Source organism: Neorhizobium tomejilense, assembly GCF_964254135.1.
In the GTDB taxonomy this organism is placed as follows: domain Bacteria; phylum Pseudomonadota; class Alphaproteobacteria; order Rhizobiales; family Rhizobiaceae; genus Neorhizobium; species Neorhizobium tomejilense.
The window spans coordinates 2,359,838-2,385,254 of the sequence record NZ_CAXUSO020000001.1 but is presented as its reverse complement, the minus strand read 5'-3'; the positions used below and the strand labels follow the sequence as shown (position 1 = coordinate 2,385,254).

The window sequence follows — 25,417 nt, the reverse complement described above, 5'->3', positions numbered from 1 at the left end:
CGTGTTCAACAGCTCTTCAGGACGAAGATTATGGCCTTTCTTGCCGACGCACTTTCCCGCGTAAAGCCCTCTGCCACCATCGCTGTTTCCCAGAAAGCCCGCGACCTGAAAGCAAAGGGCCGCGACGTGATCGGGCTCGGCGCAGGCGAGCCGGACTTCGATACGCCGGAAAACATCAAGAAAGCCGCCATCGACGCGATCAATCGCGGCGAGACCAAATATCCGCCGGTATCCGGCATTCCGCAGCTTCGCGAGGCGATCGCCAAGAAGTTCAAGCGCGAGAACAATCTCGACTACACGCCGGCCCAGACGATCGTCGGCACCGGCGGAAAGCAGATTCTTTTCAACGCCTTCATGGCGACCTTGAATCCCGGCGATGAAGTGATCATCACCGCGCCCTACTGGGTTTCCTATCCGGAGATGGTCGCCATCTGCGGCGGCACTTCGGTGATCATCAAGGCGAGCCAGGAAAACAACTTCAAGGTGACCGCCGCCGATCTCGAAAAGGCGATCACGCCGAAGACCAAGTGGTTCCTGTTCAACTCGCCGTCCAACCCGTCGGGCGCTGCCTATAGCCATGACGAACTCAAGGCGCTGACCGACGTGCTCGTCAAGCATGAGCATGTCTGGGTACTGACCGACGACATGTACGAGCACCTGACCTATGGCGACTTCAAGTTCGTCTCGCCGGCGGAAGTGGAGCCGAAGCTCTACAACCGGACGCTGACGATGAACGGCGTTTCCAAGGCCTATGCGATGACCGGCTGGCGTATCGGTTATGCGGCCGGCCCGCTCGAACTGATCAAGGCGATGGACATGATCCAGGGCCAGCAGACGTCGGGTGCCTGCACGATCGCTCAGTGGGCTTCCGTCGAGGCGCTGAACGGTCCGCAGGATTTCATCCCGCAGAACAAGAAGATCTTCGAAGGCCGCCGCGACCTGGTGGTTTCGATGCTGAACCAGGCGAAGGGCATTGTCTGCCCGTCTCCGGAAGGTGCCTTTTACGTCTACCCGTCCTGCGCCGGGCTGATCGGGAAGACTTCGCCGTCGGGCAAGGTGATGGAGACCGACGAGGATTTCGTCACCGAGCTTCTGGAAACCGAAGGCGTGGCCGTCGTCCACGGTTCGGCCTTCGGCCTCGGCCCCAATTTCCGCATTTCCTATGCGGCTTCGGAAGAACAGCTCGAAGAAGCCTGCAAGCGGATCCAGCGCTTCTGCGCAAACTGCAAGTAAGCTGGCCTCACTCAATCAGCAGAAGCCCGCCAGCGACGGCGGGCTTTTCTGTTTTCAGGCATCCGTTGACCATGACAGCGGCCGGACATACATTTCGGTCAGGCAGCGGGCGCCGTAAAGCGCCGCTTGCCCGAAATCACCCATCAGCCCTTGGTCAGCTTCACGATTGTCGATTCCCTGCCGCCGCGCTGTTCGGTGACGGCATAGACAGCGCCGTCGGGGCCGATCTTGACGTCGCGGATGCGGGCCTGGAGCGGCACGCGCTCCTCATAGGCGACCTTGTCGCCGTCCATATGGACGACCACGATGCCCTGGGCGACGAGGCCGCCGATCAGGAAGGAATTTTTCCATTCGGGGATGGCGCCGCCGTCGTAATAGGCCATGCCGGACGGAGCGATGACCGGGTCCCAGAAATAGACCGGCTGTTCCGTCTCCCTCGTGGCGGTGATGCCCTTGCCGATCGGCCTGCCGCTATAGTCGATGCCATAGGTGACTTCCGGCCAGCCGTAATTCTTGCCGGCTTCCGGGCGGTTCAGCTCGTCGCCGCCGCGCGGTCCGTGCTCGACGGTCCAGAGACGGCCCTGTCCGTCGAGTGTGGCGGACTGCAGGTTGCGGTGGCCGAGCGACCAGATTTCCGGCCGGGCGCCTTGCCGATTGACGAACGGATTGTCGGGCAGCGCCTTGCCGTTCACGTCGATGCGAAAGATCTTGCCGAGGCCGCTCGCGATATCCTGCGCCTGCACACGCGGCTGCGGGTCGGAACGTTCGCCGACCGTCACGTAGAGTTCCCCTTTGGGGCCGAAGACGAGGCGCGAGCCGAAATGATTGTTGCCGTCATAGCTCGGCATCTGGCGGAAGATCACCTTGACGTTCTCGAGCTTTCCACCGCCGCGGTCGTCCGGGAGGAGTTTTGCGGAGGCGACCGATGTGCCGTTTCCGTCTTGGCGCTGTTCGGAGAAGGAAAAGTAGATCATGCCGGATGAGGCAAAATCCGGGGCAAGCGCGACGTCGAGCAGGCCGCCCTGGCCTCTGGCGAGCACTTTCGGAACGCCCTCGATTTTCGGACCAGCCTCGCCTTCTTCCGAGACGATGTGCATGGCACCCTGCTTGGCCGTCACCAGCATCCGGCCGTCGGGCAGAAACTCCATGGCCCAGAGATGCGGCAGGTCGTCGGCGACCACCTCCTGTGCGATCTTCGGCATCCGGGCCGGCTGCGGAGCGCGCGTCTGGTTGGCGAAGGCGGGTTTCTGGTCGCGGGCGTTTGGCGCTTTGGTTTCCGCGGGTTGGCCGGCGTTCTGAGCAAGAACGGGGCCGGCCAACAGGGCAAGCGAGAGGGCCGAACCGGTCACGAGAAGACTGAGGCGTTTCATCATGGACTCCCTTCAATAGGGCGGCATCGACCGCCAAGGCCTGCAACGACACTCCCGCACGCGGCGAAGGAGTCTTCGGCAATGCCTTCATCTAGGGCGTTCATCGGCAAGCGCCGTACACAGTTCGTTCAAGATTATTTTATTGACGGGTCGCAAACAAAAGCCCGCCGGTGAAGGCGGGCTTCGCGCGTTCGGACGAGGTTGCGGATCAGTCGGCGAGGTCGGCCGGAACCTTGCCACCGTTTTCGGCGAGCTTCTTCATCAGCGCCTTGTGGAGCCAGACGTTCATCGTCGCGGAGTCGTTGGTGTCGCCGGTATAGTGCAGCTCGGCGGCCAGTTCCTTGCGGGCCGTAAGGCTGGAATCGAGATCGAGCGCCTTCATCAGGTCGACGATCGACTTGCGCCAATCGAGCTTCTGGCCGCTCTTCTTGACCGCTGCGTCGAGTATGGGCGTGATGTCGACGGGACCCGACGACGACGTTGCCGAAGGGATGGGCGTCGGATTGGACGCCGGGGCGGCGGACGCGGAAACCGGAGCGGCCGGTTTCAGAGGTTCGGCGGCCAGTGCTGCTTCATCCGCGCCCCAAATCGCATTCTTGATCTTGTCGAATATACCCATTGTTGCAATCTCCCTCGGGTTAAATCCGAATAGGAACCTAAGCTAGAACAATGATTTCTCAAGTGGCAGCCGCGGGTTATTCGACCCGCGGCGCACGAATATCAGATCAGGCCGTGCCCCAGATGGCTTCGGCGGTCTTGACGACGAGTTCCAGCTTCCGCTTCTGGTCGTCCTCGGTGATCGAATTGCCTTCTTCGGTCGAGGCGAAACCGCATTGCGGCGCGATGCCGAGCTGGTCGATGTCGACGAACTTGGAGGCTTCGTCGAAGTGACGGCGCAGCGAATCGAGCGTCTCCAGTTCACCGGTCTTGGTGGTGATGAAGCCCGGATAGACGCGCTGCTTGGAACCCTTCTGGAGAAGGCTCAGCGGCTGCAGGCCGCCGGCACGCTCGGTGTCGTATTCCATGAAGAACATGTCGACGCCGGTCTTGTTGAAGATCGCGTCGGCCGCTGCATCGTAACCGCCTTCGGCAGCCCAGGTGGAGCGGAAGTTGCCGCGGCACATATGCATGCCGATCAGCATGTCCTTCGGCCGGTCCTTGATCGCTTCATGCATGGTCAATGCGTATTTCTCGATCAGCCAGTCCGGATCGTAGCCTTCCTCGCGCTTCATGGCGCGCTGCTTCTCGTCGCCAAGATAGGCGAAGTAGATGTCGTCCATCTGCAGGTAGCGGCAGCCGGCTTCGTAGAACTTCTGTACGGCCTTGGCATAGGTGCGGGCGAGAGCTGCGAAGAACGCTTCCTGGTCCTGGTATTCCGGATAGGTCACGTCGGCGCGGGCGGTGCGGTAATGGGCGACGCTCGGGCCGGGGATGGAGATCTTCGGCGTCACCTTGGTGTTGGCGGCAAGGAACTTGAAGTGCTCCAGATGCGGATGATCATCCGGGAAGTCGAGCTTGCCGTTGATGGTCGGGAAGGTCGGCGGCAGTTTGACGCCGTGGAAGGTGACGCCCTTGTGGGCCTCGCGGGTGACGAATTCCATGCCGTCGAGCAGGCCGAGGAAGTCGTAATGCCAGAAGTGGCGACGGGCTTCGCCGTCGGTCACGACCTTCAGGCCGACGCTTTCCTGCAGCTTGACGAGTTCCCGGATGCCTTCGTCTTCGACGGCCTTCAGCTCGTCTGCGGAAATGCTCTTGTCTTCATAGAACTTCTTGCGGGCGTCCTTGACGGACGCGGGACGCAGCAGCGAACCGACGTGGTCGGCTCTGTAGGGAGGTGTAGACATTTGAAATCTCCTTCATGCGCAACACGGTGATCGCGCCCATTGCTGGACAACCGGCTGTGAAGCCGGCCTTCGCCGCGGCGGACACGACCATATTTCAGACATTGATTCAACCTCTTCCCGATCCGATTCCGTTGTCGCGCGCAAGCCTTTGATGCGGAATCTCTTTTGCCTAGAGGCCCAGCGCCGTCAGCATCACGAAGGTGGCGAAAAGAACGAAATGGGTCATGCCTTCGATGGCGTTGGTCTGACCGTCGTTGAGGTTGATCGCGGCGGCGATCAGGGTGACGGCGACCATGACGGTCTGAACCGGCGTCATCGCCATGACAAAGGGCTGGCCGCTGTAGAGCGCGATGCTCTCCATCACCGGCACGGTGAGGATGACGGTCGAGAGCGAGGCTCCCATGGCGATGTTGACGACGGACTGCATGCGGTTGCGCAGTGCCGCGCGCAGGGCGGTCAGGATTTCGGGCGCTGCGGAAATCGCCGCAACCACGACAGCCATCAGTGTCAGCGGTGCGCCGCTGCCCTCCAGCCCGGCATTCATGAAGCTGGACATGAATTCGGCGAGGAAGCCGATCATCAGGACGCCGACAAGGATGGCGCCGATCGAGATCGCCGCGGATTCCTGTTCGGCTTCCTCTTTCGGCGTCTGGCCGCCGGTTGACGCCTTGGCGCGCGGATAGGTGTAGCTGAAGAAATAGCTGTGCGGACCGACCTGCATCTTCAGGAAGACCGCATAGAGCGCGATCATCGCGCAGATCGTGAAGGCGGAATAATAGTGCCAACGGTCGCCGGGAATGAACTCCGGGACGATCATGGAAATGCTCATGGCCGTCAGGATCATGACGCTGTAGGTGCGGCTGGAATCGTCGTTATAGGGCTGCTCGCCATGGCGCAGGCCGCCGAGCAGGGCGGCCAGGCCAAGGATGCCGTTGATATCCAACATCACCGCCGCATAGATCGTGTCGCGCACCAGGGTGGGCGAGCTGGTATTGCCCATCATGATGGCGAGGATCAGCACTTCGACCGCCACTGCCGACAGCGTCAGGATCATAGTGCCGTAGGGATCGCCGACTTTGCGGGCGAGCACTTCGGCATGGTGGGCGACGCGGGTCGAGGCGAGAATGATGATGCCGATCAGGACGACGGCGGCGATCAGCGAAGCCGTTTTGCCGGCCTCGAGCAGGGAATGTTCGACGGAATAGGCGACGAAGCCTGCGGCCAGCGCGACGATGAGAAATCTTCCCTGCTTCAGCAGGGACAACAAACCCACGTTCCACTCCTGACCTTGGCCGATGACAATCTAAGGCGGCAACCTGCGGCATCAAGCAAGGTTCCGCTTTCGTGTCGAGGATTTGCGGTCGGCGGCCTTTGATGTCATAATTTATGACGTGATTTGCGATGTGGCTTGGAACTTCGCGGTACCTTTTTCAATTTCTCACCCCGGTGCCGCGACAGGACAAGGATCCGAATGGATCGAGGCAGCCGTAAAAGACAGGAGGGAGTATGACCAAGGTTACCTATAAAGTCGTGCCGCATGACGGCGGCTGGGCCTATCGCCAGGGCGACGTCTATTCGGAAACTTTTCCCAGCCATTCAGACGCCTTGCAGGCGGCGCGCATCGTCGCGGCCGAACAGCAGGTCGGCGGAGACCCGGAAGAAATCAGCTGGCAGGATGAAAAGGGCATCTGGCACACCGAATACAGCGAGGGTGGCGACCGGCCCGAGGCCGAGGTCATGGATGGCGACGAGGCGCCGACCACCCACTGAAGAGATCAGCCGCGGACATAGTCCAATAGGCCTTTGACGAGCGCGTCGAAGGTGACGCGCCAGCGCGGGGACGATTTCAGGTTTTCATGCATGGCAACCCAGGTGTCGAGTGGTAGCTCGAAAACATCGGGCAGCACCCGGACCAAATCCGGATCACGACGGGCAATGCCGACCTGGCAGATGCCGATGCCGACAGCGCCGCGGATCGCCGCCAGTTGCGCGAGATTGTTGTCCGCCTTGTAGCTCCAGCGGATATTTTCGATATCGGGAAAGGTGGGGGAGGTCGCCCGGATACGGTCCGCAGCGGCGCGAACGAAGGCGGTGCGACGGTCGAAGCCGATCAGCCTATGGGCGGCGAGGTCGTCCGGGCTTTGCGGAACCCCATGCCGGTCCAGATAGCGTCGATGGGCAAAAAGCCCGAGAGGGATGTCGCCGATATGACGGGTGACGAGCGCATCCTGGACCGGACTGGTCATGCGTACCGCAATATCCGACTCGCGCCTTAAAAGATCCTCCAGCGAATCCGACAGTGACAGTTCCAGTTCCAGCCCCGGGTGCTGGTCCTGGAGGCTGGCGAGGATCGGCGGCAGGATTTCGACGCCGATCACCTCGCTGGCGCTGATCCTCACCGTTCCCTTGACCGCGCCGATCTCGCCTGAGGCCAGCCGTTGCATGGCGGCGGTGGTGATGGCGAGGTTCTCCGCATAGGGTTTCATCGCGAGTGCCGGCTCGGTCGGCAGCAAGCCCTGTTGCGAGCGGGTGAAGAGCTGGTGGCCCAAGGCCTGCTCGAGAGCGTCGATATGACGACCGACGGTCGGCTGCGTCAGGCCGAGATCGCGCGCCGCAGCCGACAACGAGCCAAGCCGCAGGACGGCAAGGAAGGTTCGGTAGAAGTCCCAGCTGATGTCATTCATTTTTGTATGGATACTAAAAATATTCTGCCAATTCCGTATAGAAGCGAATGGCGCGATAGTCCAGCCAACGAAACGCATTCAGCTGGAAGGATTATCGCCATGTCCGGACTATCAAACCCCAACCTCGGCCTAAAGCCCATCGCCCTCGTTCTCGGCGCCACCGGCGGGATCGGCGGCCATGTGGCGCGGGGCCTTGCCGCACGTGGCTGGACCGTCCGCGCCCTCAACCGCAAGGCCGGGGAAGCGGCAACGCGGGAACCTCGCTTTCACTGGCTCCAGGGCGACGCGATGAATGCAGCCGATGTCCGCCGCGCCGCCCAGGATGCCAGGCTGATCGTCCATGCGGTCAATCCGCCGGGCTACAAGGATTGGGAAAAGCTGGTCCTGCCGATGCTCGACAACACGATCGCGGCAGCAGGCGCCGTCGGCGCCCGTATCTTGCTGCCGGGCACGGTCTACAATTACGGGCCGGATGCCTTTCCTGAGATCACCGAGGAGAGCCCGCAGAACCCGGTGACGCGCAAGGGCGCGATCCGGGTCGAGCTGGAACGACGGTTGGAGGCCGCGTCGCGCGAGGGCGTGCCGGTGCTGATCGTGCGGGCCGGTGATTATTTCGGCCCCGGCGCGGCGAACAGCTGGTTTGCTCAAGGCCTGGTGAAACCCGGCAAGCCGGTGACATCGGTCAGCCGGCCGAATGCCCAAGGCATCGGGCATCAATGGGCCTATTTGCCGGATGTCGCCGAAACCATGCTGCGGCTGATCGACCGAGAGGGTGAGCTGCCGCGTTTCGCGCGTTTCCAGATGCACGGCTTCTGGGATCGGGATGGGCGTGAGATGATCGCGGCGATCGGCCGGGTCGTCGGGCATCCGGTCAAGGTGAGGGCATTTCCGTGGTGGTTGTTGAAGCTTTGCTCGCCCTTCGTGCCGATCTTCCGCGAGCTGGGCGAGATGCGCTACCTCTGGGAGGTGCCGGTGCGGATGAGCAATGACAAACTGCGGGCTTTCCTCGGCGAGGAGCCTTCGACGCCGATCGATGAAGCAGTTCGGACGACGCTTCTCGATCTCGGCTGTATCGAACCCAAGCCGACCAAGGCTGCAAGGCCGGTGGCGCTTCTAGCCTGAGCGGTATTCTCAAAAGGAAAGGCGCCGTTTTTGGGCGGCGCCTTCTCAGTCAGATCACGCGACGGCTTCGAGCACCGGATAGTCGGTATAGCCCTTGGCGCCGCCACCATAGAAGGTGGACTTGTCGGCCTCGTTGAGCGGCGCATTGTCCTTGAGGCGCTGGACGAGATCCGGGTTGGCGAGGAACAGCTTGCCGAAGGCGACCGCGTCGGCATAACCGCTTTCGACGGCCTTGGAGGCGCTTTCGCCGTCATAACCGTTGTTGACGAGCCAGCCGCCCTTGCCGCCGGCCTTGCGGTAGATATCCTTGAGTTCCTGGTAATCGAAGGGCTTGTCGCCCTGGAAGAAGGCGCGGTCGCCGCCGGTGGCACCTTCGATCAGGTGGATGAAGGAGAGGCCGCGCGGTCCGAGCTGTTCGACCACATGGTTGAAGACGGCCTGCGGATCGGGATCGCTGACGCCATTGGCCGGTGTCACCGGCGACAGGCGGATGCCGACGCGGCCGGCGCCAATTTCCTTGGTCACCGCATCGACGACTTCCACCAGGAACCGCGTCCGGTTCTCGATCGAGCCGCCGTATTCGTCCGTGCGCTGGTTGGCGCCCGACTTCAGGAACTGGTCGATCAGGTAGCCGTTGGCGCCGTGGATTTCGATGCCGTCGAAGCCGGCGTCGATCGCGGCGCGGGCGCCCTTGGCGAAATCAGCGACGATGCCGGCGATTTCCGAATGTTCCAGCGCGCGGGGAGCGGAGGTATCGACAAAAGCGCCGTTGCCATCCGGATTGATGATGTAGGTCTTGCCGCCGGCGGGAATGGCCGAGGGTGCAACGGGAGCGCCGCCGTTCGGCTGCAGGGAGGTGTGCGAGACACGGCCGACATGCCAGATCTGGGTGACGATCTTGCCGCCCCTGCGGTGGACGGCATCCGTCACCTTTTTCCAGCCTTCGATCGCCTGCGGCAGATAAAGGCCCGGCACGTCCGCATAACCCTGGCCCTGCTGGCTGACCGGCGTGCCTTCGGTGACGATCAGACCCGCGCTGGCGCGCTGTTCGTAATAGGTGACGTTGAGGTTGTTGGGGATCGCTTTCGGCGAACGGTTGCGCGTCAGGGGAGCCATGACGACGCGATTGGCGAGTTCGATATCGCCGAACGTGGTCGGATCAAAAATGCTGGCCATCGGAAAATTCCTTATGCTGTTGGGAGGAGAGGCGGGGATCAGAGGGTCGATCTGAGATCGTCGAGGAAGGCCGCGATGGTTTTTTCGTCGCGGTGGTAGAATGCCCATTGGCCAACCCGGTCGATTTTCACCAGGCGGGCTTTCTCGAGCGTCGAAAGATGCGCCGAGACCGTGGATTGGGAGAGGCCGCAGCGTTTTTCGAACTGGCTGGCGCAGATGCCCATTTCGAGCGGGTGCGCCTGATCGCAAAAATGACGTTCCGGCTCCTTCATCCATTCCAGGAATTCGACCCGGACCGGATGCGCCAGCGCTTTCAGAATTTCCGTTTTGTCCATGATCAGGATCCAACATCGGAGTTTCCCGATATATAGATCGTCGGAAAACGATTTAAAGGGAGGGATTTGCGGAGAAGCGGGAGATTGTAAAAAAAATGGGCCGCCGGATCGCTCCGAGGCCCAATAATTGTGAAGGTCAAAACCTCCAGAGGGGAACAGCCGGCACAGACGACAGGGACGTCGCCGAAGCGCGCCAGCTGAACTCAATATGGGGAGTCAGGTTTCGCTCGACAAGGGTATGGATGGGATATTGAACAGAAGTTTTCACGCGGATTGCGACGGCGGAAGCGCGTGAATGAGCCACGGCAGAATTCAGGGCAAAAAAAGAGGGCCACTGGATCGCTCCAGGGCCCTATAAGTGTGAAGGTCAAAAAAACCTCCAGAGGGGAACAGCTGCTGCGGCGGAACTGGGAGGAAAAGCCGCCATGTGCATCAGCTGTGAGCGATATGGTGGTTTTTTGTGCAGTGAACAATACTCTTTTGTGCAGGACAGCCATGCGTGAGGTGCAACGCTTTAATTTAATGCGCTCAGTGGTTACATATCAGGCGGCCGCAGAAGCCGCGAAATCCCGAGCATTCCAGGGTTTTTCGGGGGCATATCCGTCCGGGCCAGCGCCGGTCAGAAGCTCCAGTTGCGGGCCTTGCCGACCACGAAATCGCGGAAGACTTTCAGCTTCGCGGCGTTCTTCATTTCATCCGGATAGCAGAAATAGGTATCGAAGGACGGGATGTCGGCATTGATGGCCAGCTGAATCAGCCCCGGATCGCGGCCAACGATATAATCCGGCAGGCAGGCGATGCCGATTCCCAGCAGGCAGGCGCGCTTGATCGAGGTCTGGCTGTTGATCTGCAGATGCGGCGTGCGGGTATTGTCCGACGACCGGCCCGCGTATTCCAGCCAGTTGACGTCGAGCAGGTAGTTCGGCGCCGGCTCCCCGAAGGTGATGATGCGATGTTGGTCGAGATCCTCGACGGATTGCGGCTCGCCGTAACGGTTGATGTAGGAGGGGGCCGCATAGACGTGCATGTGGACGGTGAAGAGCTTGCGCTGGATGAGGTCGGACTGCACCGGCTGACGAAGCCGGATGGCGCAATCCGCATGGCGCATGTTGACGTCCACTTCCTCGTTGTCGAGGATCAACTGGATCGACATTTCCGGATAGAGCTGCAGGAATTCCTGCACCTTGTCGGTGAGCCAGCCCTGGCCGAGGCCGACGGTCGTCGTCACGCGCAGCTTGCCGGACGGTTTTTCCGTTGTCTCGGTGAGCTGCATCTTCACCGTTTCGAGCTTCAGGAGCACATCGTGGGCAGTGCGATAGAGAAGTTCGCCCTGTTCGGTGAGGATCAGGCCGCGTGCGTGGCGATGGAAGAGTTTTACCCCGACATCCTGTTCCAGTGCGCTGACCTGACGGCTGATCGCCGACTGGGAAAGATGCAGCTTGTCGGCCGCATGGGTGAAGGATCCCGCCTCCGCCGCCGCGTGGAAAATGCGCAGTTTATCCCAGTCGAGCGGCACACCCATCGTTCAACGTCACTCCGCGGCTATGGCAACCGGCTGGATGCCGGAGAGGTAACGTTCGGCCTCGAGCGCTGCCATGCAGCCCATGCCGGCGGCGGTGATCGCCTGGCGGAAAGTGTCGTCCGTCACGTCGCCGGCGGCAAACACGCCGGGCACGTCGGTTGCGGTCGAATCCGGCGCCGTCCAGAGATAGCCGTTCGGCTTCATCTTCAATTTGCCCTGGAACAGTTCCGTCGCCGGCGCATGGCCGATCGCCACGAAGACACCATGGATCGGGAAGTCGGTAACCGTACCCGTCTGGGTGTTGCGCAGCTTGACGCCCTCGACGGACGGCGGCATCGGCGCCTTGGCCGGCTTGCCGGTGATCTCGGCGATTTCGGTATTCCACAGCACGTTGACATTGGGGCGCTGGAAAAGGCGTTCCTGCAGGATCTTTTCGGAACGGAAACTATCGCGGCGATGCACCACGGTGACCGTCTTGGCGATATTCGACAGGTAGAGCGCTTCCTCGACCGCGGAATTGCCGCCGCCGACCACGATCACGTCCTTGTTGCGATAGAAGAAGCCGTCGCAGGTGGCGCAGGCGGAGACGCCAAAGCCCTGGAACTGCTGTTCGGTTTCGATGCCGAGCCATTTTGCCTTGGCGCCGGTCGAGATGATGATCGTCTCGGCGGTCCAGACGGCGCCAGAATCGGTGCGCACGGTGAAGGGGCGATGGTGGAGTTCGACCTCGGTGACGAGGTCGTTGACGATCTCGGCGCCCACATGGGTCGCCTGTTTCAGCATCTGCTCCATCAGCCAGGGACCCTGGATCGGATCGCCGAAGCCCGGATAGTTTTCGACATCCGTGGTGATCATCAGCTGGCCGCCCTGTTCCATGCCGGCGATCAAAACCGGTTTCAGCATGGCGCGCGCCGCATAGATGGCGGCCGTATAACCGGCCGGGCCGGAGCCGATGATCAGGACCTCGGTATGACGGGAGGACATGGAGTAATTTCCTTTCAAAGACCGGTCGACGTTTCGTTGCCCCTCATATAGGTGGTCGATGTCCGGTCTGCCGCTTTAGAAGCGCCATGTAAGATCGATCCATGCAGCAATGCAAGGGCAGCCTTGCACTAACAACAGATCAGTTGGCATGGAAACCGAAGCCAAGCGCCCCAAGACATATTCTTGCGTAAAATTCCTCTTGCGATAAAAGCACTGCAGAATTGAAGGGGACCTATGTGCTTCGCGCCGATCTTGATGCCATCGACCTAAAAATCCTGCGGGAATTGCAACGTGACGGGCGCATGACCAATGTCGAGCTCGCAGAACGCGTCGGCATTTCCGCCCCGCCCTGCCTGCGCCGCGTGCGCAAGCTCGAGGAGGCCGGTATCATCGAAGGCTATCACGCGCTTCTCAACGCACCGAAACTGGGCGTGGATCTCGTTGCCTTCTGCATGGTCGGGCTGAAACGGCAGTCGGACGCGGACTTGAAGGCCTTCGCCGCGAAGGTGCAGCAATGGCCGATGGTGCGCGAGGCCTGGATGGTCAACGGCGACAGCGACTTCCTGCTGCGCTGCGCGGCCCAGAACCTCACCGTCTTCCAGGACTTCGTCATCGAGGTACTGACCGCCGACCAGCATGTCGACACGGTGCGCACCATGCTGACCATTCGGCAGGTGAAGCATCTGGGCCTGGTCGAGATCTGAAGCGCACCGGCACGGCGAATCGCTTCGTCACTTGCTCCCGGCTGGCCGAAACCGCTTTTTGTGGATGAAGGCAATCAGCTTGTCTTCCATCAAGCGCCGCTGCTTGGCAAACGCGTAGAACCATTTCCGCTTGTTGGTTTTCCTGGCCCGGCCGGAGCTCGCCAGGATTTCGCTTGCGGCATCCGTCGTGGTGACGGGCGAGGGCCAGAAGGAGTAGCCGTGGCCGGTGCGGGTCAGCCAGTGGCGGAAATAATTGTCAACCGGGGCGAACATCTTGCCATGCTCCTTGATGAAGAGCCGGGCGCCTTCCCGCGACCAGACGATCGCGCTCGTCGTCATCGGGAAGTAATGGGCGGCCACCAGTTCGCAGTCGTGTCCGCCGATGCCGTAACGGGCGAGCGGTGTGGCGATCTTCAGCTTGTTGTTGCCGATATTGATCAGCCGCCAGTCGGGATCGACCCTTTCGAGATCCGGGAGCGCCGCTTCGAGCAGTTCGACCGGGTTGCACAGCGGCAGCGCATCGTCTTCCAGCACCAATGCATAACGGGCGTCGGATTTCAGGAAATGTTCGGCGACTTTCAGGTGGCTGCGGTAGCAGCCGATTTCGCCGCCGACGAGGGTGCGGCCCATATAGCTCTGGGCGCGCTCGGCGTCGTAGTCCGGGATCGTCGCGAGATCGAACTTGCGGCCGTCGACGGCGGAGATCCGTTCGAAGGCGATGCCGAAGGCTGAAAGACGGTCGCTGATGGTCTGCAGGCGGTCATTGCTGCCATCCAGATTGATGACATAGGTCTCAAGCGATTGCATTTTACCCTTTTTCGGCGATGAGGCGCAGCGGCTTTTCGTCCGCCACGGTTGCTTCCGTCGCCGGTAGACTTGTGATGGTGCGTCGACTTGGTCGAAGCTGTTTGAGCTTTGCTATATCGTGGCCCGGCCTTTTTGGGAACAAGCGGGGCTTTCTTCCCGATAACATCGGCCGAACCGGTGCTGAAGGGTCACTGCAGCCCCATCCTGCCCAGCCCCAAAGATTTCAGCGACAACCATTCCCATACCCCTTGCGCAGGTTTTTCAACCGTAACATATAGGCGGCGCTGCCTACAGATGCTGGTTTCCGGTATAAAGCGGCGGAAAACAGACAGGCGAGGCGACATCGATGCGGGTTCACCAGTATATTTTCGGCAAGGACGGCGGGGCGGAGAAGTTCTTCGTACATCTGGTCGGCGCGCTTGCGCGGCGTGGCGTAGAGCAGACGGCCGTAATGCGCTGGAACCGCCGCTGGAAGCCGGATGTCGAGGCCCATGCCAAGGTGATCGAGAGCAATTTCCGCAACCTGTCGATCGATCGCATCCTTCTGCCGATGAAGGTGCTTTCCATGGCCAAGCGGGACAAGGCGGACGCGATCATTTCCTGGTCCACCCGCGGTGCTCGCCTGATGCCGGACTATAAGGGCGGTATCAAGCTCTCCCGTCTCGGCGACTATCCCACCCACCTCGGTTATTTCAAGAATTCCGACATTCTCGTCTGCAATACGCCCGGCATTGCCGACCACGTGCGCAACAATCTCGGCTGGACCCGCGGCGTTGAGGTGATTTCGAACTTCACGGACACGTCGGTCGTGGCGCCGATCTCAAGGTCGGTTGCCGATACGCCGGACGGCGTGCCGCTGATCATGACGATGGGCCGTTTCGTCAAGCGCAAGCGTTTCCACCTGCTGATCGAGGCGATGGCGGCGGTGCCGGACGCCTATCTGTGGATCGCCGGCGACGGCGAGGAGCGGGAAGCGCTGGAAGCTGTCATGCGCGAGCACAAGATGGAGAACCGGGTGCGGTTCCTCGGCTGGCACAAGGATACGCGGCCATATCTTGCCGCCGCCGACATCTTCATTATGCCATCTAGCCACGAGCCGCTCGGCAACGTCATTTTCGAGGCATGGGCGCAGAGCAAGCCGGTGATCTCCTCGCGCTCGGAAGGGCCGTCCTGGTTCATGCGCGACGGCGAAAACGGCCTGCTCGTCGATATCGACGACGTTCCGGGCTATTCGCACGCCATCAACCAGTTGATCGCAGACCCTCAGCTGGCTGCGAGCCTTGGCGAAAAGGGCAGGGCGACGCTGGTCGGGCAGTTTTCGGAAGAGGCGGTGGCGAACGCCTATATCGAGCTTTTCAAGCGGAAGCCGTGATCCGGTAGATATTGCCGAGCAGTTTGGCCTCGCCCTCAATGCTGAAATTTTCCAGCGCGTGGGCGCGGGAGCGAGCCGAAGCGGCCTTGCGTCGGGCTTCGTTGTCCATGAAGGCCTCTGCGGCCCCGGCCATGGCATCGACGCTGTCGCGGGCGATGATCACGCCGGTCTCTTCGTCGCCCGTCACCAGAAGTTCAGGGAAGGCGCCGACATCGGTGGCGATCACCGGGACCGCGGTCGCCATGGCTTCCAGCGGCGTCAGCCCGAAACCTTCCCAGCGCTGTGGCGCGATGAAGAGGTCGAGGGCGCGATACCATTCGTTGATATCGGTATGCTCGCCGACGAACAGGATGCGGTCGGCAAGGCCGGCGGCGGCAACCTTGTTCTTCAACCCATCCTCGAAATCCACATGCGGGCCGGTGGCGCGGCCAGCGACGATCGCCGACCAGTCCTTGCGCTCGGAAAGCACCCGGATCATCGAATCCACGAAGAGATCGGTACCCTTCTGGCGCCGCACGCGGCCGAAGCAGCCGACGATTTTCTGTGCCGGATCGAGCCCGCGGGCGCGCTTGGCCTCACCCTTGTCCGATGGCGGCGAGAAGCGGACGGTATCGATGCCGTGCAGCACGACGGTGTTCTTGACCGCCAGGTAATCGGCCGTCTTGCCGCTGGTGGCGATCACGCCGTCCATCTTCGAAACCAGCCATTTCGTCCAGCCGGTATGGTGCCGCTGCGAGGCGGAGGTGAAGACGATCTTCAGCGGCATGCGCAGCACGTCGCGCATGAAAATTGCCGGCAGCATCTCGATATTCCGGCGCGCGTGCCAGATCCGGCACCGTTTGCCGCGCGGCGGCGACCAGAGGCGGAAGATGTCGCGGTAACGGATATGCGGCAGATCGGCGGGCAGGCCAGGGCCAAGCGCTGCGACCTTCTGGCCGAGCGATCTCTGGACTGGCACGAGCTGGATGATCGTCGACGTGACGCCGGAGAGCCGCCGCTTGAAATTCGGCGCAATCACTTCGACGTCACGGATATCGATGGTGGCGGGATCGCCGCTTTTACCCACGGGCGGTCAGCCCCAGGAAATGGCGAGGATTTCGTAGGCCTTGGAGCCGCCGGGGGCGACAACTTCGATGGAATCGCCCTTTTCCTTGCCGATCATCGCACGCGCGATCGGCGAAGAGATGGAGATACGGCCAGCCTTCACATCGGCTTCCTGGTCACCGACGATCTGGTAGACCTTTTCCTCTTCCGTGTCCTCGTCGATAAGCTTGACGGTCGCGCCGAACTTGATCTTCGAGCCGGACATCTTGGACAAATCGATGACTTCGGCGCGTGCCGTCAGATCCTCGAGTTCCGTAATACGGCCTTCGTTGTGGCTCTGGGCCTCCTTGGCAGCATGGTACTCGGCGTTTTCCGAAAGGTCGCCATGGGCGCGCGCTTCTGCAATTGCCTCGATGATACGGGGACGCTCCTCCTGCTGGCGCCAGCGCAGCTCTTCCTGCAGTTTGGAAAAACCGCTCTGCGTCATCGGTACCTTTTCAACCATTTCCTTGTCCTTCAGGCGCATGCCCGCGGATGCCGCGGACACAAAAAGAAACAGGTTCCGGAGCGAAACTTCGGAACCATCGTAAAATCAGAATGTGGGTCACTATAACAGAATTTCGACAGCGAGCGCTAGGAATTTCGAAACCCTGTCCGTGTGGCCTCCCGCAGCATGTGGATGCAAGCGGCACCATTTGTCAATGACTTGACGGCGCGAAAAAGAACATTTAGTGAACATACTAATGAAGAAGTCGCTGAAAGAACGTCTGGCGATCTTTTCGCATGCCGCCAAATACGATGCTTCCTGTGCCTCCAGCGGAACTGTGAAGCGAAGGCACCCGCGTCACGCGGAGGCGGGTATCAAGAAACGAAGTTCGGATCTTTCGGCAGGTTGGGCGGATCGTAACTGCCAGCGTCCAATCGAGTTTTGACCGAGTCGTGAAGCTTCGCCCCGTCCGGAACGAACCGCCTGTCTTCGAGCGGCAGGTAGATCCCGCTGCGACCGCCGCGTCTACGCCACGAGCTTTCGGGCACGCGTCGCGGAACGTATTCAAGGATTTTCCAGCCCTTCGACATGGAATTGTGAAGATCGGCTTTCGGATCCAGGGGCACATATTTATTGGCGTTCTTGCCGAGCACGATATTGTTGATGGTGCGCGTGACGTAGATGAGGCCGGTCGACCCAGTCTCGCGGATCATCCAGTCGAGCGGGAGCTTGATCTGGCCGCTCTCGGCTTCGGGGTAACCGCCGCCGATATCGCCGTGCACCCCGGAAAACCAGACTTCCTTGAAGTTCTGTTTGGCGACTTCGGTTTTCGGTTTGAACGGGCCGCCCCAATAATCCTGGTCCGGCATCCACAGTTCCGGCTGGAACATGGTGCGACGCTCGTCGATCGCCACCGCATGGCGGACGCATTCGACGCTCGGGTTCTTGCGGGTGAAGGGATGGGTCTTCAATTGCGGCCGCCATTTGCCCGATTCGATGACCGAGGCCACGGTATCGAAAAGGCCGAGTAGCGCGATCGGCGGACGGTCGTTGCGCAGCATTCGCTCGTAGAGGCGCATGCTGGCGAATGCCGACGATGCGTCCTTGTCCCCGACCGCATCTTCCTTGCGCTGCTCCTGCTCGGGAATGCCCTTGTAGGTCTTGTAGGCGTAATCCAGCAGGTTCAGGTGATATTTGGTGGTCAGCCCGAAGGCGTGGATGAAGCCGGCCAGCACCCGCGCCGAATAGGCGCCGCGACTGAAGCCGAAGATGTAGATGCGGTCCCGGTCGGCATGCCGGCCATCGACGTTCTTAGGGCCGCGCTCATAGTTCTCGACCAGGAAACGATAGGCTTCCTTGACGTTCTGGTCCAAACCCCAGCCCGTGGCCAGCCCCCAGACCTCAAAGGCCTTGCGATAGAACCGCGACCAGGAATTTGCAGCCCCGAAGGTGCCGACGCCGGGATCGTAGTAGACGATCTGTTCGTCCGAGCGCTTCAGGCAGCCGAACAGTCTCAGGATATTCGTGCGATCGGCGGATATTTCGTTCGACGTGCCGTCGAACAGAATGACGATATTCTTCGACATGGTTTCCCCCAGGATCATCCCTTTGCGAAGCCTATCATCACCATGTCATGTTTACAATTTTAAGTAGATGTATCAGTCTTGGCATTCGCCATTTTGCGGGAGGCAGGCATGGCCGATTTCAGATTCGCGACCTTCAATCTCTATCATTTCGCCGCGCCGGGCATTTTCTGGCATGAGCGAGATCCCAAATCGACCTATACGCCGGAACAATGGCAGGCCAAGCGGGACTGGATTTCCAGCATGCTGGCGCAGATGAATGCCGATGTGGTCGGCTTTCAGGAAGTGGTGTCGTTCGAAGCTCTGCGGGAGCTCGCTGCAGCCGCGGGCTATCCGCATTTCTACAATGCCGGCGCGCCGATCTTCGACGCTGATGACAGCGCGATCTACGTGAATGCCACGGTAGCGATCGCCTCGCGCCATCCGTTTACGGCAGTGGGCGACCTGATCGGGGTTGCCGATATCGACGTCGATACGGTCGTCGATCCCGGCTTCAGGTTTTCCCGCACGCCGGTCGCGGCGCGCATCGACCTGCCGGGGATCGGCGGGATGGATGTTTATGTGTGCCACCTGAAATCACAGGGGGCATTTGTCGACCCCCGCGACGTTGATCCGATCACGGACTGGGCTGAGAAGATCAAGACCTATTATGCGCTCCGCAACGCCGCCGGCGTCGATCAGGTCGCCAAGCGTGCGGCCGAAGCCGGCGTCGTCTACAGGCTGTTCCGCCGTGCCATCGATCGCGACAACGATGCGCCGGTCCTGCTGCTCGGCGACCTCAACGAGGGGCCGGATTCGCATACGATCGGTATCCTTACCCAAGGGGAGCGGGTATTTTCCTGGGGCAGTATCCCGGGCAACGGCGTTCCGCCGGAATTCGCCTTCCTCAAACATGTCTACAAGCTCCACGACACCTGGCCCCTCGTGCCGACCCAGCTTCAGGGCCGGCCGATCACCCATAGCAGTTCGGGCCACGGTTCGATCCTCGACTACGCGATCGTTTCCAACGGGCTCAACCCGAACAATCCGCGCCGGCGCGGCACGGTGACCAAGGTGGAAGTGTTCGATGATCATTTCCGCGATGGGCCGCCGAAGGGCATTGCCTCCGACCATGCGCCAGTCATCGTCACCATCAATGGACGCGATGCCTGACGGCATGGGAGCGTGTCTGACCGCGCTCCCTCGCTGAAGGTGGCGAGGGCGAGGCAGGTGTCTCTCCTCCGGATATGGGCCAAGCGGCGTCGGCCGCTACGCGCAGTATAGGCGCGGCGCATGTCCCGGACATGAAGGTGGGAGGCGAGGGCGGCGGCCGAAGGTGTCACTTCGGCCGTGCCTTTTGATATCAGGCGAAATAGCTCTGCAGTGGCCGGACTTCGAGATTGCCGGCTTTCAGCGCCTTGATCGCCATGGCGGCGGCTTCGGCGCCGGCCATGGTGGTGTAGTAGGGCACCTTCTGCATCAGCGTCGCGCGGCGCAACGACTTGCTATCCGAGATCGCCTTGTTGCCGTCCGTGGTGTTGATGACGAGCTGGACCTGGCGGTTGCGGATCGCGTCCTCGATATGCGGGCGGCCTTCCAGCACCTTGTTGATGCGGGTGGAGGCAATGCCCTGTTCGGCGAGGAAGCGGGCGGTGCCGCCGGTTGCAAGCACCTTGAAGCCGATATCGGTCAGGATGCGGATCGCCGGGAGCACGCGGGCCTTGTCTTCGTCGCGCACGGAGACGAACACCGTGCCGTCGCGCGGGAGTTCGACACTGGCGCCGAGCTGCGACTTGGCAAAGGCCAGCGCGAAATCCGTGTCGAGGCCGATGACTTCGCCGGTGGAGCGCATTTCCGGGCCGAGCAGGATGTCGACCCCCGGGAAGCGGGCGAACGGGAAGACCGCTTCCTTGACGGCGATGTGCTTCAGCGCGCGCGGATCCGGCTTGGTGCCGTAGGCCGCAAACGTCGCGTCGAGCTTTTCGCCGGCCATGACGCGGGCGGCGATCTTGGCGATCGGCGCGCCGATGGTCTTTGCGACGAATGGCACGGTGCGCGAGGCGCGCGGGTTGACTTCCAGCACATAGACCGTGCCGTCCTTGATGGCGAACTGCACGTTCATCAGGCCAACGACATGCAGGGCCTTGGCCATGGCCTTCGCCTGACGCTCCAGTTCGTCGATCATCTCGGGCGAAAGAGTGCGCGGCGGCAGCGAGCAGGCGCTGTCGCCCGAATGGATGCCGGCTTCCTCGATATGCTCCATGATGCCGGCGACATAAACGTCGGTGCCGTCGCAGACACAATCGACGTCGACTTCGATGGCGTTGCTCAGGTAGCTGTCGAACAGAAGCGGGTTCTTGCCGAGCAGGGTGTTGATCTGGCCGGTCTTGTCGTTCGGGTAACGCTGCTTGATGTCTTCCGGCACCAGGCCCGGCACGGTGTCGAGCAGGTAGGTCTGCAGCATGGATTCCGAATGGATGATCTGCATGGCGCGGCCGCCGAGAACGTAAGACGGACGCACGACCAGCGGGAAGCCGATTTCGGCGGCGACGAGGCGGGCCTGTTCGACGGAATAGGCGATGCCGTTGTTCGGCTGGTTCAAATCGAGCTTCATCAGAAGCTTCTGGAAACGGTCGCGGTCTTCGGCAAGGTCGATCATGTCGGGCGCGGTGCCGAGGATCGGGATGCCGTTCTTTTCGAGCGCCTCGGCAAGCTTCAGCGGCGTCTGGCCGCCGAACTGAACGATGACGCCGACCACTTCGCCCTTTTCCTGCTCGGCGCGCAGGATTTCGATGACGTCTTCAGCGGTCAGCGGCTCGAAATAGAGGCGGTCCGACGTGTCGTAGTCGGTCGACACGGTTTCCGGGTTGCAGTTGATCATGATCGCTTCGTAGCCTGCATCCTTCAGCGCGAAGGCGGCGTGGCAGCAGCAATAGTCGAACTCGATGCCCTGGCCGATGCGGTTCGGACCGCCGCCGAGGATGACGACCTTCTTGGCGGCCGAGACTTCCGCTTCTGAACGGAGGCTGCCGACGAAGGGCGTTTCGTAGGTCGAATACATGTAGGCGGTCGGCGAGGCGAATTCGGCGGCGCATGTGTCGATGCGCTTGAAGACGGGGCGGACGTTCAGGCTGTTGCGGAGCTCGGCGACTTCCTTCGGGCGCTTGGAGGTCAGGCTGGCGAGGCGGGCGTCGGAGAAGCCCATCGCCTTCAGCATGCGCAGGTTTTCGGCATCGCCCGGCAGGCCGTGTTCGCGGATGCGGGCCTCCATGTCGGTGATCGCCTTCAACTGGGCGATGAACCATGGGTCGATCTTGCAGGCCTCGTGGACTTCGCCCTCGGTGAGGCCAAGGCGCAGCGCCTGGGCGACCATGCGCAGCCGGTCCGGGGTCGGCGTGCCGATCGCGGCGCGGATGGCGTTCTTGGAATTCTCGCCTTCCTCGAAGCCGGGGATTTCGATCTCGTCGAGGCCGGTCAGGCCGGTTTCGAGGCCGCGCAGCGCCTTCTGCAGCGATTCCGCGAATGTGCGGCCGATCGCCATGACTTCGCCGACCGACTTCATCGCAGTGGTCAGGACCGGCGAAGCGCCCGGGAATTTTTCAAAGGCAAAACGCGGGATCTTGGTGACCACGTAGTCGATCGACGGTTCGAACGAGGCAGGCGTGGCGCCGCCGGTGATGTCGTTGTCGAGTTCGTCGAGCGTGTAACCGATCGCGAGCTTGGCGGCGACCTTGGCGATCGGGAAGCCGGTGGCCTTGGAGGCGAGCGCCGACGAGCGCGAAACGCGCGGGTTCATTTCGATGACGACGAGGCGGCCGTCCTTGGGGTTGACGGCGAACTGCACGTTCGAACCGCCGGTCTCGACGCCGATCTCGCGCAAGACCGCGATCGAGGCGTTGCGCATCATCTGGTATTCCTTGTCGGTCAGCGTCAGCGCCGGCGCGACGGTGATCGAATCGCCCGTGTGGACGCCCATCGGGTCGATGTTCTCGATCGAGCAGATGATGATGCAGTTGTCCGCCTTGTCGCGGATCACCTCCATCTCGTATTCCTTCCAGCCGAGCACCGACTCCTCGATCAGTACTTCGGTGGTCGGCGAAGCATCGAGGCCGCCGCCGACGATCTCGAAGAACTCCGAGCGGTTATAGGCGATGCCGCCGCCGGTGCCGCCCATGGTGAAGGAGGGACGGATGATGGCAGGCAGGCCGACCACGTCGATCGCCTGGGCGGCGATCGCCATGGCGTGGCTGATGTAACGCTGCTTGCGGTCGGTCTCGCCGAGGTTCCACTGGTTTTCGAGCGCGTCGAGCGCCTTGTCGAGATCGGCACCCGTCAGGCTTTCCTTTACCCGGTTGCGCTCGATCTCATGGGTCTTGCGGTCGGCATCCTTGATGTCGGTGGCGTTGGCCAGCATCGACTTCGGGGTTTCAAGCCCGATGCGGGACATCGCCTCGCGGAAGAGGGCACGGTCCTCGGCCATGTCGATGGCAGCCGGCTTGGCGCCGATCATCTCGACATTGTAGCGGTCGAGCACGCCCATCCGCTTCAGGGAGAGCGCGGTGTTCAGCGCGGTCTGGCCGCCCATGGTTGGCAGCAGCGCGTCCGGGCGTTCCTTGGCGATGATCTTGGCGACGACTTCGGGCGTGATCGGCTCGACATAGGTCGCGTCGGCAAGGCCCGGATCGGTCATGATCGTCGCCGGGTTGGAATTAACCAGGATGACCCGGTAACCTTCCTCCTTCAGCGCCTTGCAGGCCTGGGTGCCGGAATAATCGAACTCGCATGCCTGGCCGATGACGATCGGACCCGCGCCGATGATGAGGATCGATTTCAAATCTTGGCGCTTGGGCATGGGGTATCTTTCCGCTTTTTTCCTGCGCGGAAAACCGGCGCGGTGTGGAATACCACCGGTCGGGTCACGCGCGCATGTCTTTTCAGGCTAGACGCGGCTTATAGGCAAATGTTCTCCCGAACGGAACCCCGAATCTCGCCGAATCTGCATATTTGCTGTGGCTGACGTTGCTGTATGGGAAACCTGTTTAAGGCTCTGCTTCTGCGGAAGGGAATATTCAGGCCTTTGTCGTAAAGACGGGCAGGTATCGATCAAAGCCTTCGGATGGGCGGGACAATGAGTGCATTTACCGATTCGCGCCGCATGCTGGGCCTGCTGGCCACTTCCGCAATCCTCTGCTTCGCCGTCGTTCTGGTCGTCATCCTGGCTGGTTTGACGGATGACAGTAGCCTTGCCTGGACCAATCGCGACTTCTCTAACTATTGGATCGCTTCAAGGCTTGCCTTCGAAGGCCGCGAGCAGGATCTGTTCCAGGGACAGGAAATCTATTTCGCTCATATGACAGCTGCTTTCGGCACGGATTTCCCTTGGCATGCCTGGAGCTATCCACCGCATTTCCTGCTTCTTATCTGGCCGCTCGGATTGCTTCCCTACAGCGTCTCGATGGTGGTCTTTCTGCTGGTGACGCTGCTCATCTATCTACATGCGGCGTCGCTGGTGGCGCGGCAGAACCCTGATTTTCCGGCATTATTCCTGTTGCCGTTCATTCTTTGCAATGTGCTTGCTGCCCAGAATGGCTTCATGACGGCGGCGATGCTGCTCTATGGGCTTGCGCTACGCGACAGCCGCCCGTTGCTTGCCGGCATTGCGATCGGACTGCTGACGGTCAAACCGCAGCTCGGGATTCTTCTGCCCTTGCTGCTCCTCTTCGAGCAGCGCTGGCTGGTTTTCGTATCGGCCAGCGTGACGACTGTAGCGACCGTGCTGTTGTCGATCTGGATTTTCGGTTTCGAGAGCTGGACTGGTTATGTGCAGCAGACTTGGCCCTATCAGACGCGGGTGATGAACGAGGGGGAGGGCATTTTCGTGCATATGATGCTCTCGACATTCGGCGCCTTGCGCAGTCTCGGATATGATGCGGCCGTTGCCATCTACGGACATGCACCGGTGGCCATTGCAGCGTTGTTGGTGTTCGGGTGGACCCTTTTCAAGCTGATGGCGCATGAAACCCGCGCCGCCAGCTTGGTGTTCGCGACCTTCCTGATTTCGCCCTATTCGCTGGTCTACGATCTTGGCGCGCTCGTCGTTATGAGTGCTTCGATCTATCGGCTCGTGCCCGCGAACCTCTCCGGGCGGCTTACCTATATTGTCGTTGCGTCACTGCCCTTGAGCGGCCCGCTGCTGTCGCTGGGCGGACTGCCGGTCGTGCCCTTGGTATTTGCCGTCGGCTGGGGTGTGCTCGTCCTTCAGGACGTGAACCGCGTCCGCACCACCTCGGCATAGGTGCGGCTCACGGGAATCTCCGTGCCGTCCTTCATGACCAGCAAAAGCTTGCCGCCGTCGCGTTTCAGCGTTTCGACATGGGCATCGGCCACCCAGTGGGAACGATGCACCTGCAGGCCTGGCGTGAGCCCGAGTTCCTTCAGGGCGTCGGCGAAACGCAGGAGGATCAGTTCGTGGCCGCGGCTGGTGACCACCTCGGTATAATGGTCCTGGACCGAAAGCCGCAGGAGTGCGCCGCGGTTATGGGGTTTCAGGCGGGCGAGGATTTCGGGTTCGGATGAGGGGGAAGCCGCGGGCGCCGGGGCAGAAGAAGGTGATACGGGCGGGGCTGGGGCCGACACCTCGGCAATCTGTCGGTGCATGGCCATGTAGGTGAGCAGACAAAAGAGGGCACAGAGCGGCAGCGCGACCAGCGCCCGCCTGAAGCCGTCGCCGATCCCGATCCAGTGGCCGAAAAACGCGAAATCGATGACGCCGAGGGCAAAGCCGATCGGGAGGGCGGCGGTGAGCGAGCCGATCATCATGCGGGCAAGCGCATGCTTGAGATGTTGCCGCAACAGGATTTCGGCCATGACCGAAAGACAGATGGCGATCGACCAGGTGACGGCGTGCACGATCAGCCAGTATCCCAGCCGGATGCCGAGCGTCATCCGCTCGAAAGTGCCGTAGGGTCCGCTGACGGCGAAGATCAGGATGACAAGCGCAAAGGTCGTCCAGAAGCGCCGGGAACGGGTGAAGAGCTGCAATTCACGAAGCGTGGAACTCAAGAACGGGTGATTCACGAAATTTATCCGTCGTCTGCGCCATTCCGGTGGAGGATCGACGAGTCATGGCGGAAACAGGCGGCCAATTCAATCGCCTCCCAGCTTCACGATG

22 protein-coding genes are annotated in these 25,417 nt (G+C 61.4%); 7 read left to right on the top strand and 15 right to left on the bottom strand.

All coding sequences use genetic code 11. The features are described from left to right. The first annotated feature begins 30 nt into the window (after positions 1 to 30). The gene (locus ACSQ3G_RS12115; RefSeq protein WP_436110210.1) at positions 31 to 1,233 is read left to right on the top strand and encodes a pyridoxal phosphate-dependent aminotransferase; all 1,203 of its coding nucleotides are present in this window, start codon (positions 31 to 33) and stop codon (positions 1,231 to 1,233) included. Between the two features lie 143 nt (positions 1,234 to 1,376). Here the strand turns inward: ACSQ3G_RS12115 and ACSQ3G_RS12110 are convergent, their stop codons facing one another. From ACSQ3G_RS12110 to ACSQ3G_RS12095, 4 genes are all read right to left on the bottom strand, one after another. Beyond that, the gene (locus ACSQ3G_RS12110; protein WP_436110209.1) at positions 1,377 to 2,603 is read right to left on the bottom strand and encodes a PQQ-dependent sugar dehydrogenase; all 1,227 of its coding nucleotides are present in this window, start codon (positions 2,601 to 2,603) and stop codon (positions 1,377 to 1,379) included. 208 nt (positions 2,604 to 2,811) lie between these two features. After that, positions 2,812 to 3,222, bottom strand: coding sequence for a DUF3597 domain-containing protein (locus tag ACSQ3G_RS12105; protein WP_436110208.1), 411 nt, complete (start codon positions 3,220 to 3,222; stop codon positions 2,812 to 2,814). Positions 3,223 to 3,328: 106 nt separating this feature from the next. Next, positions 3,329 to 4,447, bottom strand: a complete 1,119-nt coding sequence (locus tag ACSQ3G_RS12100; RefSeq protein ID WP_436110207.1) for a 5-methyltetrahydropteroyltriglutamate--homocysteine S-methyltransferase — start codon at positions 4,445 to 4,447, stop codon at positions 3,329 to 3,331. A gap of 169 nt (positions 4,448 to 4,616) precedes the next feature. Further along, positions 4,617 to 5,720 (bottom strand): calcium:cation antiporter, encoded by a 1,104-nt coding sequence (locus tag ACSQ3G_RS12095; protein ID WP_436110206.1) that lies wholly within the window; start codon positions 5,718 to 5,720, stop codon positions 4,617 to 4,619. A 233-nt stretch (positions 5,721 to 5,953) separates the two neighbouring features. Here ACSQ3G_RS12095 and ACSQ3G_RS12090 point away from each other — a divergent pair, with 233 nt between their 5' ends. Continuing rightward, complete coding sequence (locus ACSQ3G_RS12090; RefSeq protein ID WP_105400533.1) at positions 5,954 to 6,217, top strand: DUF2188 domain-containing protein; 264 nt, start codon at positions 5,954 to 5,956, stop codon at positions 6,215 to 6,217. A gap of 5 nt (positions 6,218 to 6,222) precedes the next feature. Here the strand turns inward: ACSQ3G_RS12090 and ACSQ3G_RS12085 are convergent, their stop codons facing one another. Then, positions 6,223 to 7,131, bottom strand: coding sequence for a LysR family transcriptional regulator (locus tag ACSQ3G_RS12085; protein ID WP_436110205.1), 909 nt, complete (start codon positions 7,129 to 7,131; stop codon positions 6,223 to 6,225). A 99-nt stretch (positions 7,132 to 7,230) separates the two neighbouring features. On the opposite strand from ACSQ3G_RS12085, the gene ACSQ3G_RS12080 reads away from it, so the two are divergent. Continuing rightward, entirely contained in the window at positions 7,231 to 8,253 is a 1,023-nt protein-coding gene (locus tag ACSQ3G_RS12080) for an NAD-dependent epimerase/dehydratase family protein (protein WP_436110204.1), read from the top strand. Between the two features lie 54 nt (positions 8,254 to 8,307). Here ACSQ3G_RS12080 and ACSQ3G_RS12075 read toward each other — a convergent pair whose 3' ends face one another. The 4 genes from ACSQ3G_RS12075 to trxB form a co-directional block, all read right to left on the bottom strand. After that, positions 8,308 to 9,429: an alkene reductase gene (locus ACSQ3G_RS12075; protein ID WP_436110203.1), complete on the bottom strand. Its 1,122-nt coding sequence runs from the start codon at positions 9,427 to 9,429 to the stop codon at positions 8,308 to 8,310. Between the two features lie 38 nt (positions 9,430 to 9,467). Continuing rightward, positions 9,468 to 9,764, bottom strand: coding sequence for an ArsR/SmtB family transcription factor (locus ACSQ3G_RS12070; protein ID WP_046603889.1), 297 nt, complete (start codon positions 9,762 to 9,764; stop codon positions 9,468 to 9,470). 619 nt (positions 9,765 to 10,383) lie between these two features. After that, positions 10,384 to 11,280: a LysR family transcriptional regulator VtlR gene (locus ACSQ3G_RS12065; RefSeq protein ID WP_046633779.1), complete on the bottom strand. Its 897-nt coding sequence runs from the start codon at positions 11,278 to 11,280 to the stop codon at positions 10,384 to 10,386. Positions 11,281 to 11,295: 15 nt separating this feature from the next. Next, positions 11,296 to 12,270 carry a thioredoxin-disulfide reductase gene (gene trxB / locus ACSQ3G_RS12060; protein ID WP_105400539.1) on the bottom strand — a complete coding sequence of 325 codons (975 nt, stop codon included), beginning with the start codon at positions 12,268 to 12,270 and terminating at the stop codon, positions 11,296 to 11,298. A gap of 236 nt (positions 12,271 to 12,506) precedes the next feature. Between trxB and ACSQ3G_RS12055 the strand changes: the two genes are divergently transcribed. Further along, positions 12,507 to 12,974, top strand: a complete 468-nt coding sequence (locus tag ACSQ3G_RS12055; RefSeq protein ID WP_436110202.1) for an Lrp/AsnC family transcriptional regulator — start codon at positions 12,507 to 12,509, stop codon at positions 12,972 to 12,974. A gap of 27 nt (positions 12,975 to 13,001) precedes the next feature. Here the strand turns inward: ACSQ3G_RS12055 and ACSQ3G_RS12050 are convergent, their stop codons facing one another. Then, positions 13,002 to 13,781, bottom strand: coding sequence for a glycosyltransferase family 25 protein (locus ACSQ3G_RS12050; RefSeq protein ID WP_436110201.1), 780 nt, complete (start codon positions 13,779 to 13,781; stop codon positions 13,002 to 13,004). Positions 13,782 to 14,127: 346 nt separating this feature from the next. Between ACSQ3G_RS12050 and ACSQ3G_RS12045 the strand changes: the two genes are divergently transcribed. Continuing rightward, positions 14,128 to 15,153: a glycosyltransferase gene (locus tag ACSQ3G_RS12045; RefSeq protein ID WP_436110200.1), complete on the top strand. Its 1,026-nt coding sequence runs from the start codon at positions 14,128 to 14,130 to the stop codon at positions 15,151 to 15,153. Here the strand turns inward: ACSQ3G_RS12045 and ACSQ3G_RS12040 are convergent. The 3 genes from ACSQ3G_RS12040 to ACSQ3G_RS12030 form a co-directional block, all read right to left on the bottom strand. Next, complete coding sequence (locus ACSQ3G_RS12040) at positions 15,137 to 16,219, bottom strand: glycosyltransferase family 4 protein (RefSeq protein ID WP_436110199.1); 1,083 nt, start codon at positions 16,217 to 16,219, stop codon at positions 15,137 to 15,139. The genes ACSQ3G_RS12045 and ACSQ3G_RS12040 overlap by 17 nt on opposite strands. A gap of 6 nt (positions 16,220 to 16,225) precedes the next feature. Next, a complete protein-coding gene (gene greA, locus ACSQ3G_RS12035; RefSeq protein ID WP_105400937.1) occupies positions 16,226 to 16,702 on the bottom strand; it encodes a transcription elongation factor GreA in 477 nt (158 codons plus the stop codon). Between the two features lie 356 nt (positions 16,703 to 17,058). After that, positions 17,059 to 18,270 (bottom strand): T6SS phospholipase effector Tle1-like catalytic domain-containing protein, encoded by a 1,212-nt coding sequence (locus ACSQ3G_RS12030; RefSeq protein ID WP_436110198.1) that lies wholly within the window; start codon positions 18,268 to 18,270, stop codon positions 17,059 to 17,061. Positions 18,271 to 18,378: 108 nt separating this feature from the next. Between ACSQ3G_RS12030 and ACSQ3G_RS12025 the strand changes: the two genes are divergently transcribed. After that, positions 18,379 to 19,419 carry an endonuclease/exonuclease/phosphatase family protein gene (locus tag ACSQ3G_RS12025; RefSeq protein ID WP_436110197.1) on the top strand — a complete coding sequence of 347 codons (1,041 nt, stop codon included), beginning with the start codon at positions 18,379 to 18,381 and terminating at the stop codon, positions 19,417 to 19,419. 190 nt (positions 19,420 to 19,609) lie between these two features. On the opposite strand, the gene carB is transcribed toward ACSQ3G_RS12025, so the two are convergent. Continuing rightward, positions 19,610 to 23,098 carry a carbamoyl-phosphate synthase large subunit gene (gene carB / locus ACSQ3G_RS12020; protein WP_436110196.1) on the bottom strand — a complete coding sequence of 1,163 codons (3,489 nt, stop codon included), beginning with the start codon at positions 23,096 to 23,098 and terminating at the stop codon, positions 19,610 to 19,612. A gap of 276 nt (positions 23,099 to 23,374) precedes the next feature. On the opposite strand from carB, the gene ACSQ3G_RS12015 reads away from it, so the two are divergent. Then, on the top strand, positions 23,375 to 24,541 hold the full coding sequence (locus ACSQ3G_RS12015; protein ID WP_436110195.1) for a glycosyltransferase family 87 protein: 1,167 nt from the start codon (positions 23,375 to 23,377) through the stop codon (positions 24,539 to 24,541). Here the strand turns inward: ACSQ3G_RS12015 and ACSQ3G_RS12010 are convergent. Beyond that, entirely contained in the window at positions 24,505 to 25,323 is an 819-nt protein-coding gene (locus tag ACSQ3G_RS12010; RefSeq protein ID WP_436110194.1) for a LytTR family DNA-binding domain-containing protein, read from the bottom strand. The genes ACSQ3G_RS12015 and ACSQ3G_RS12010 overlap by 37 nt on opposite strands. Positions 25,324 to 25,417 lie beyond the last annotated feature (94 nt).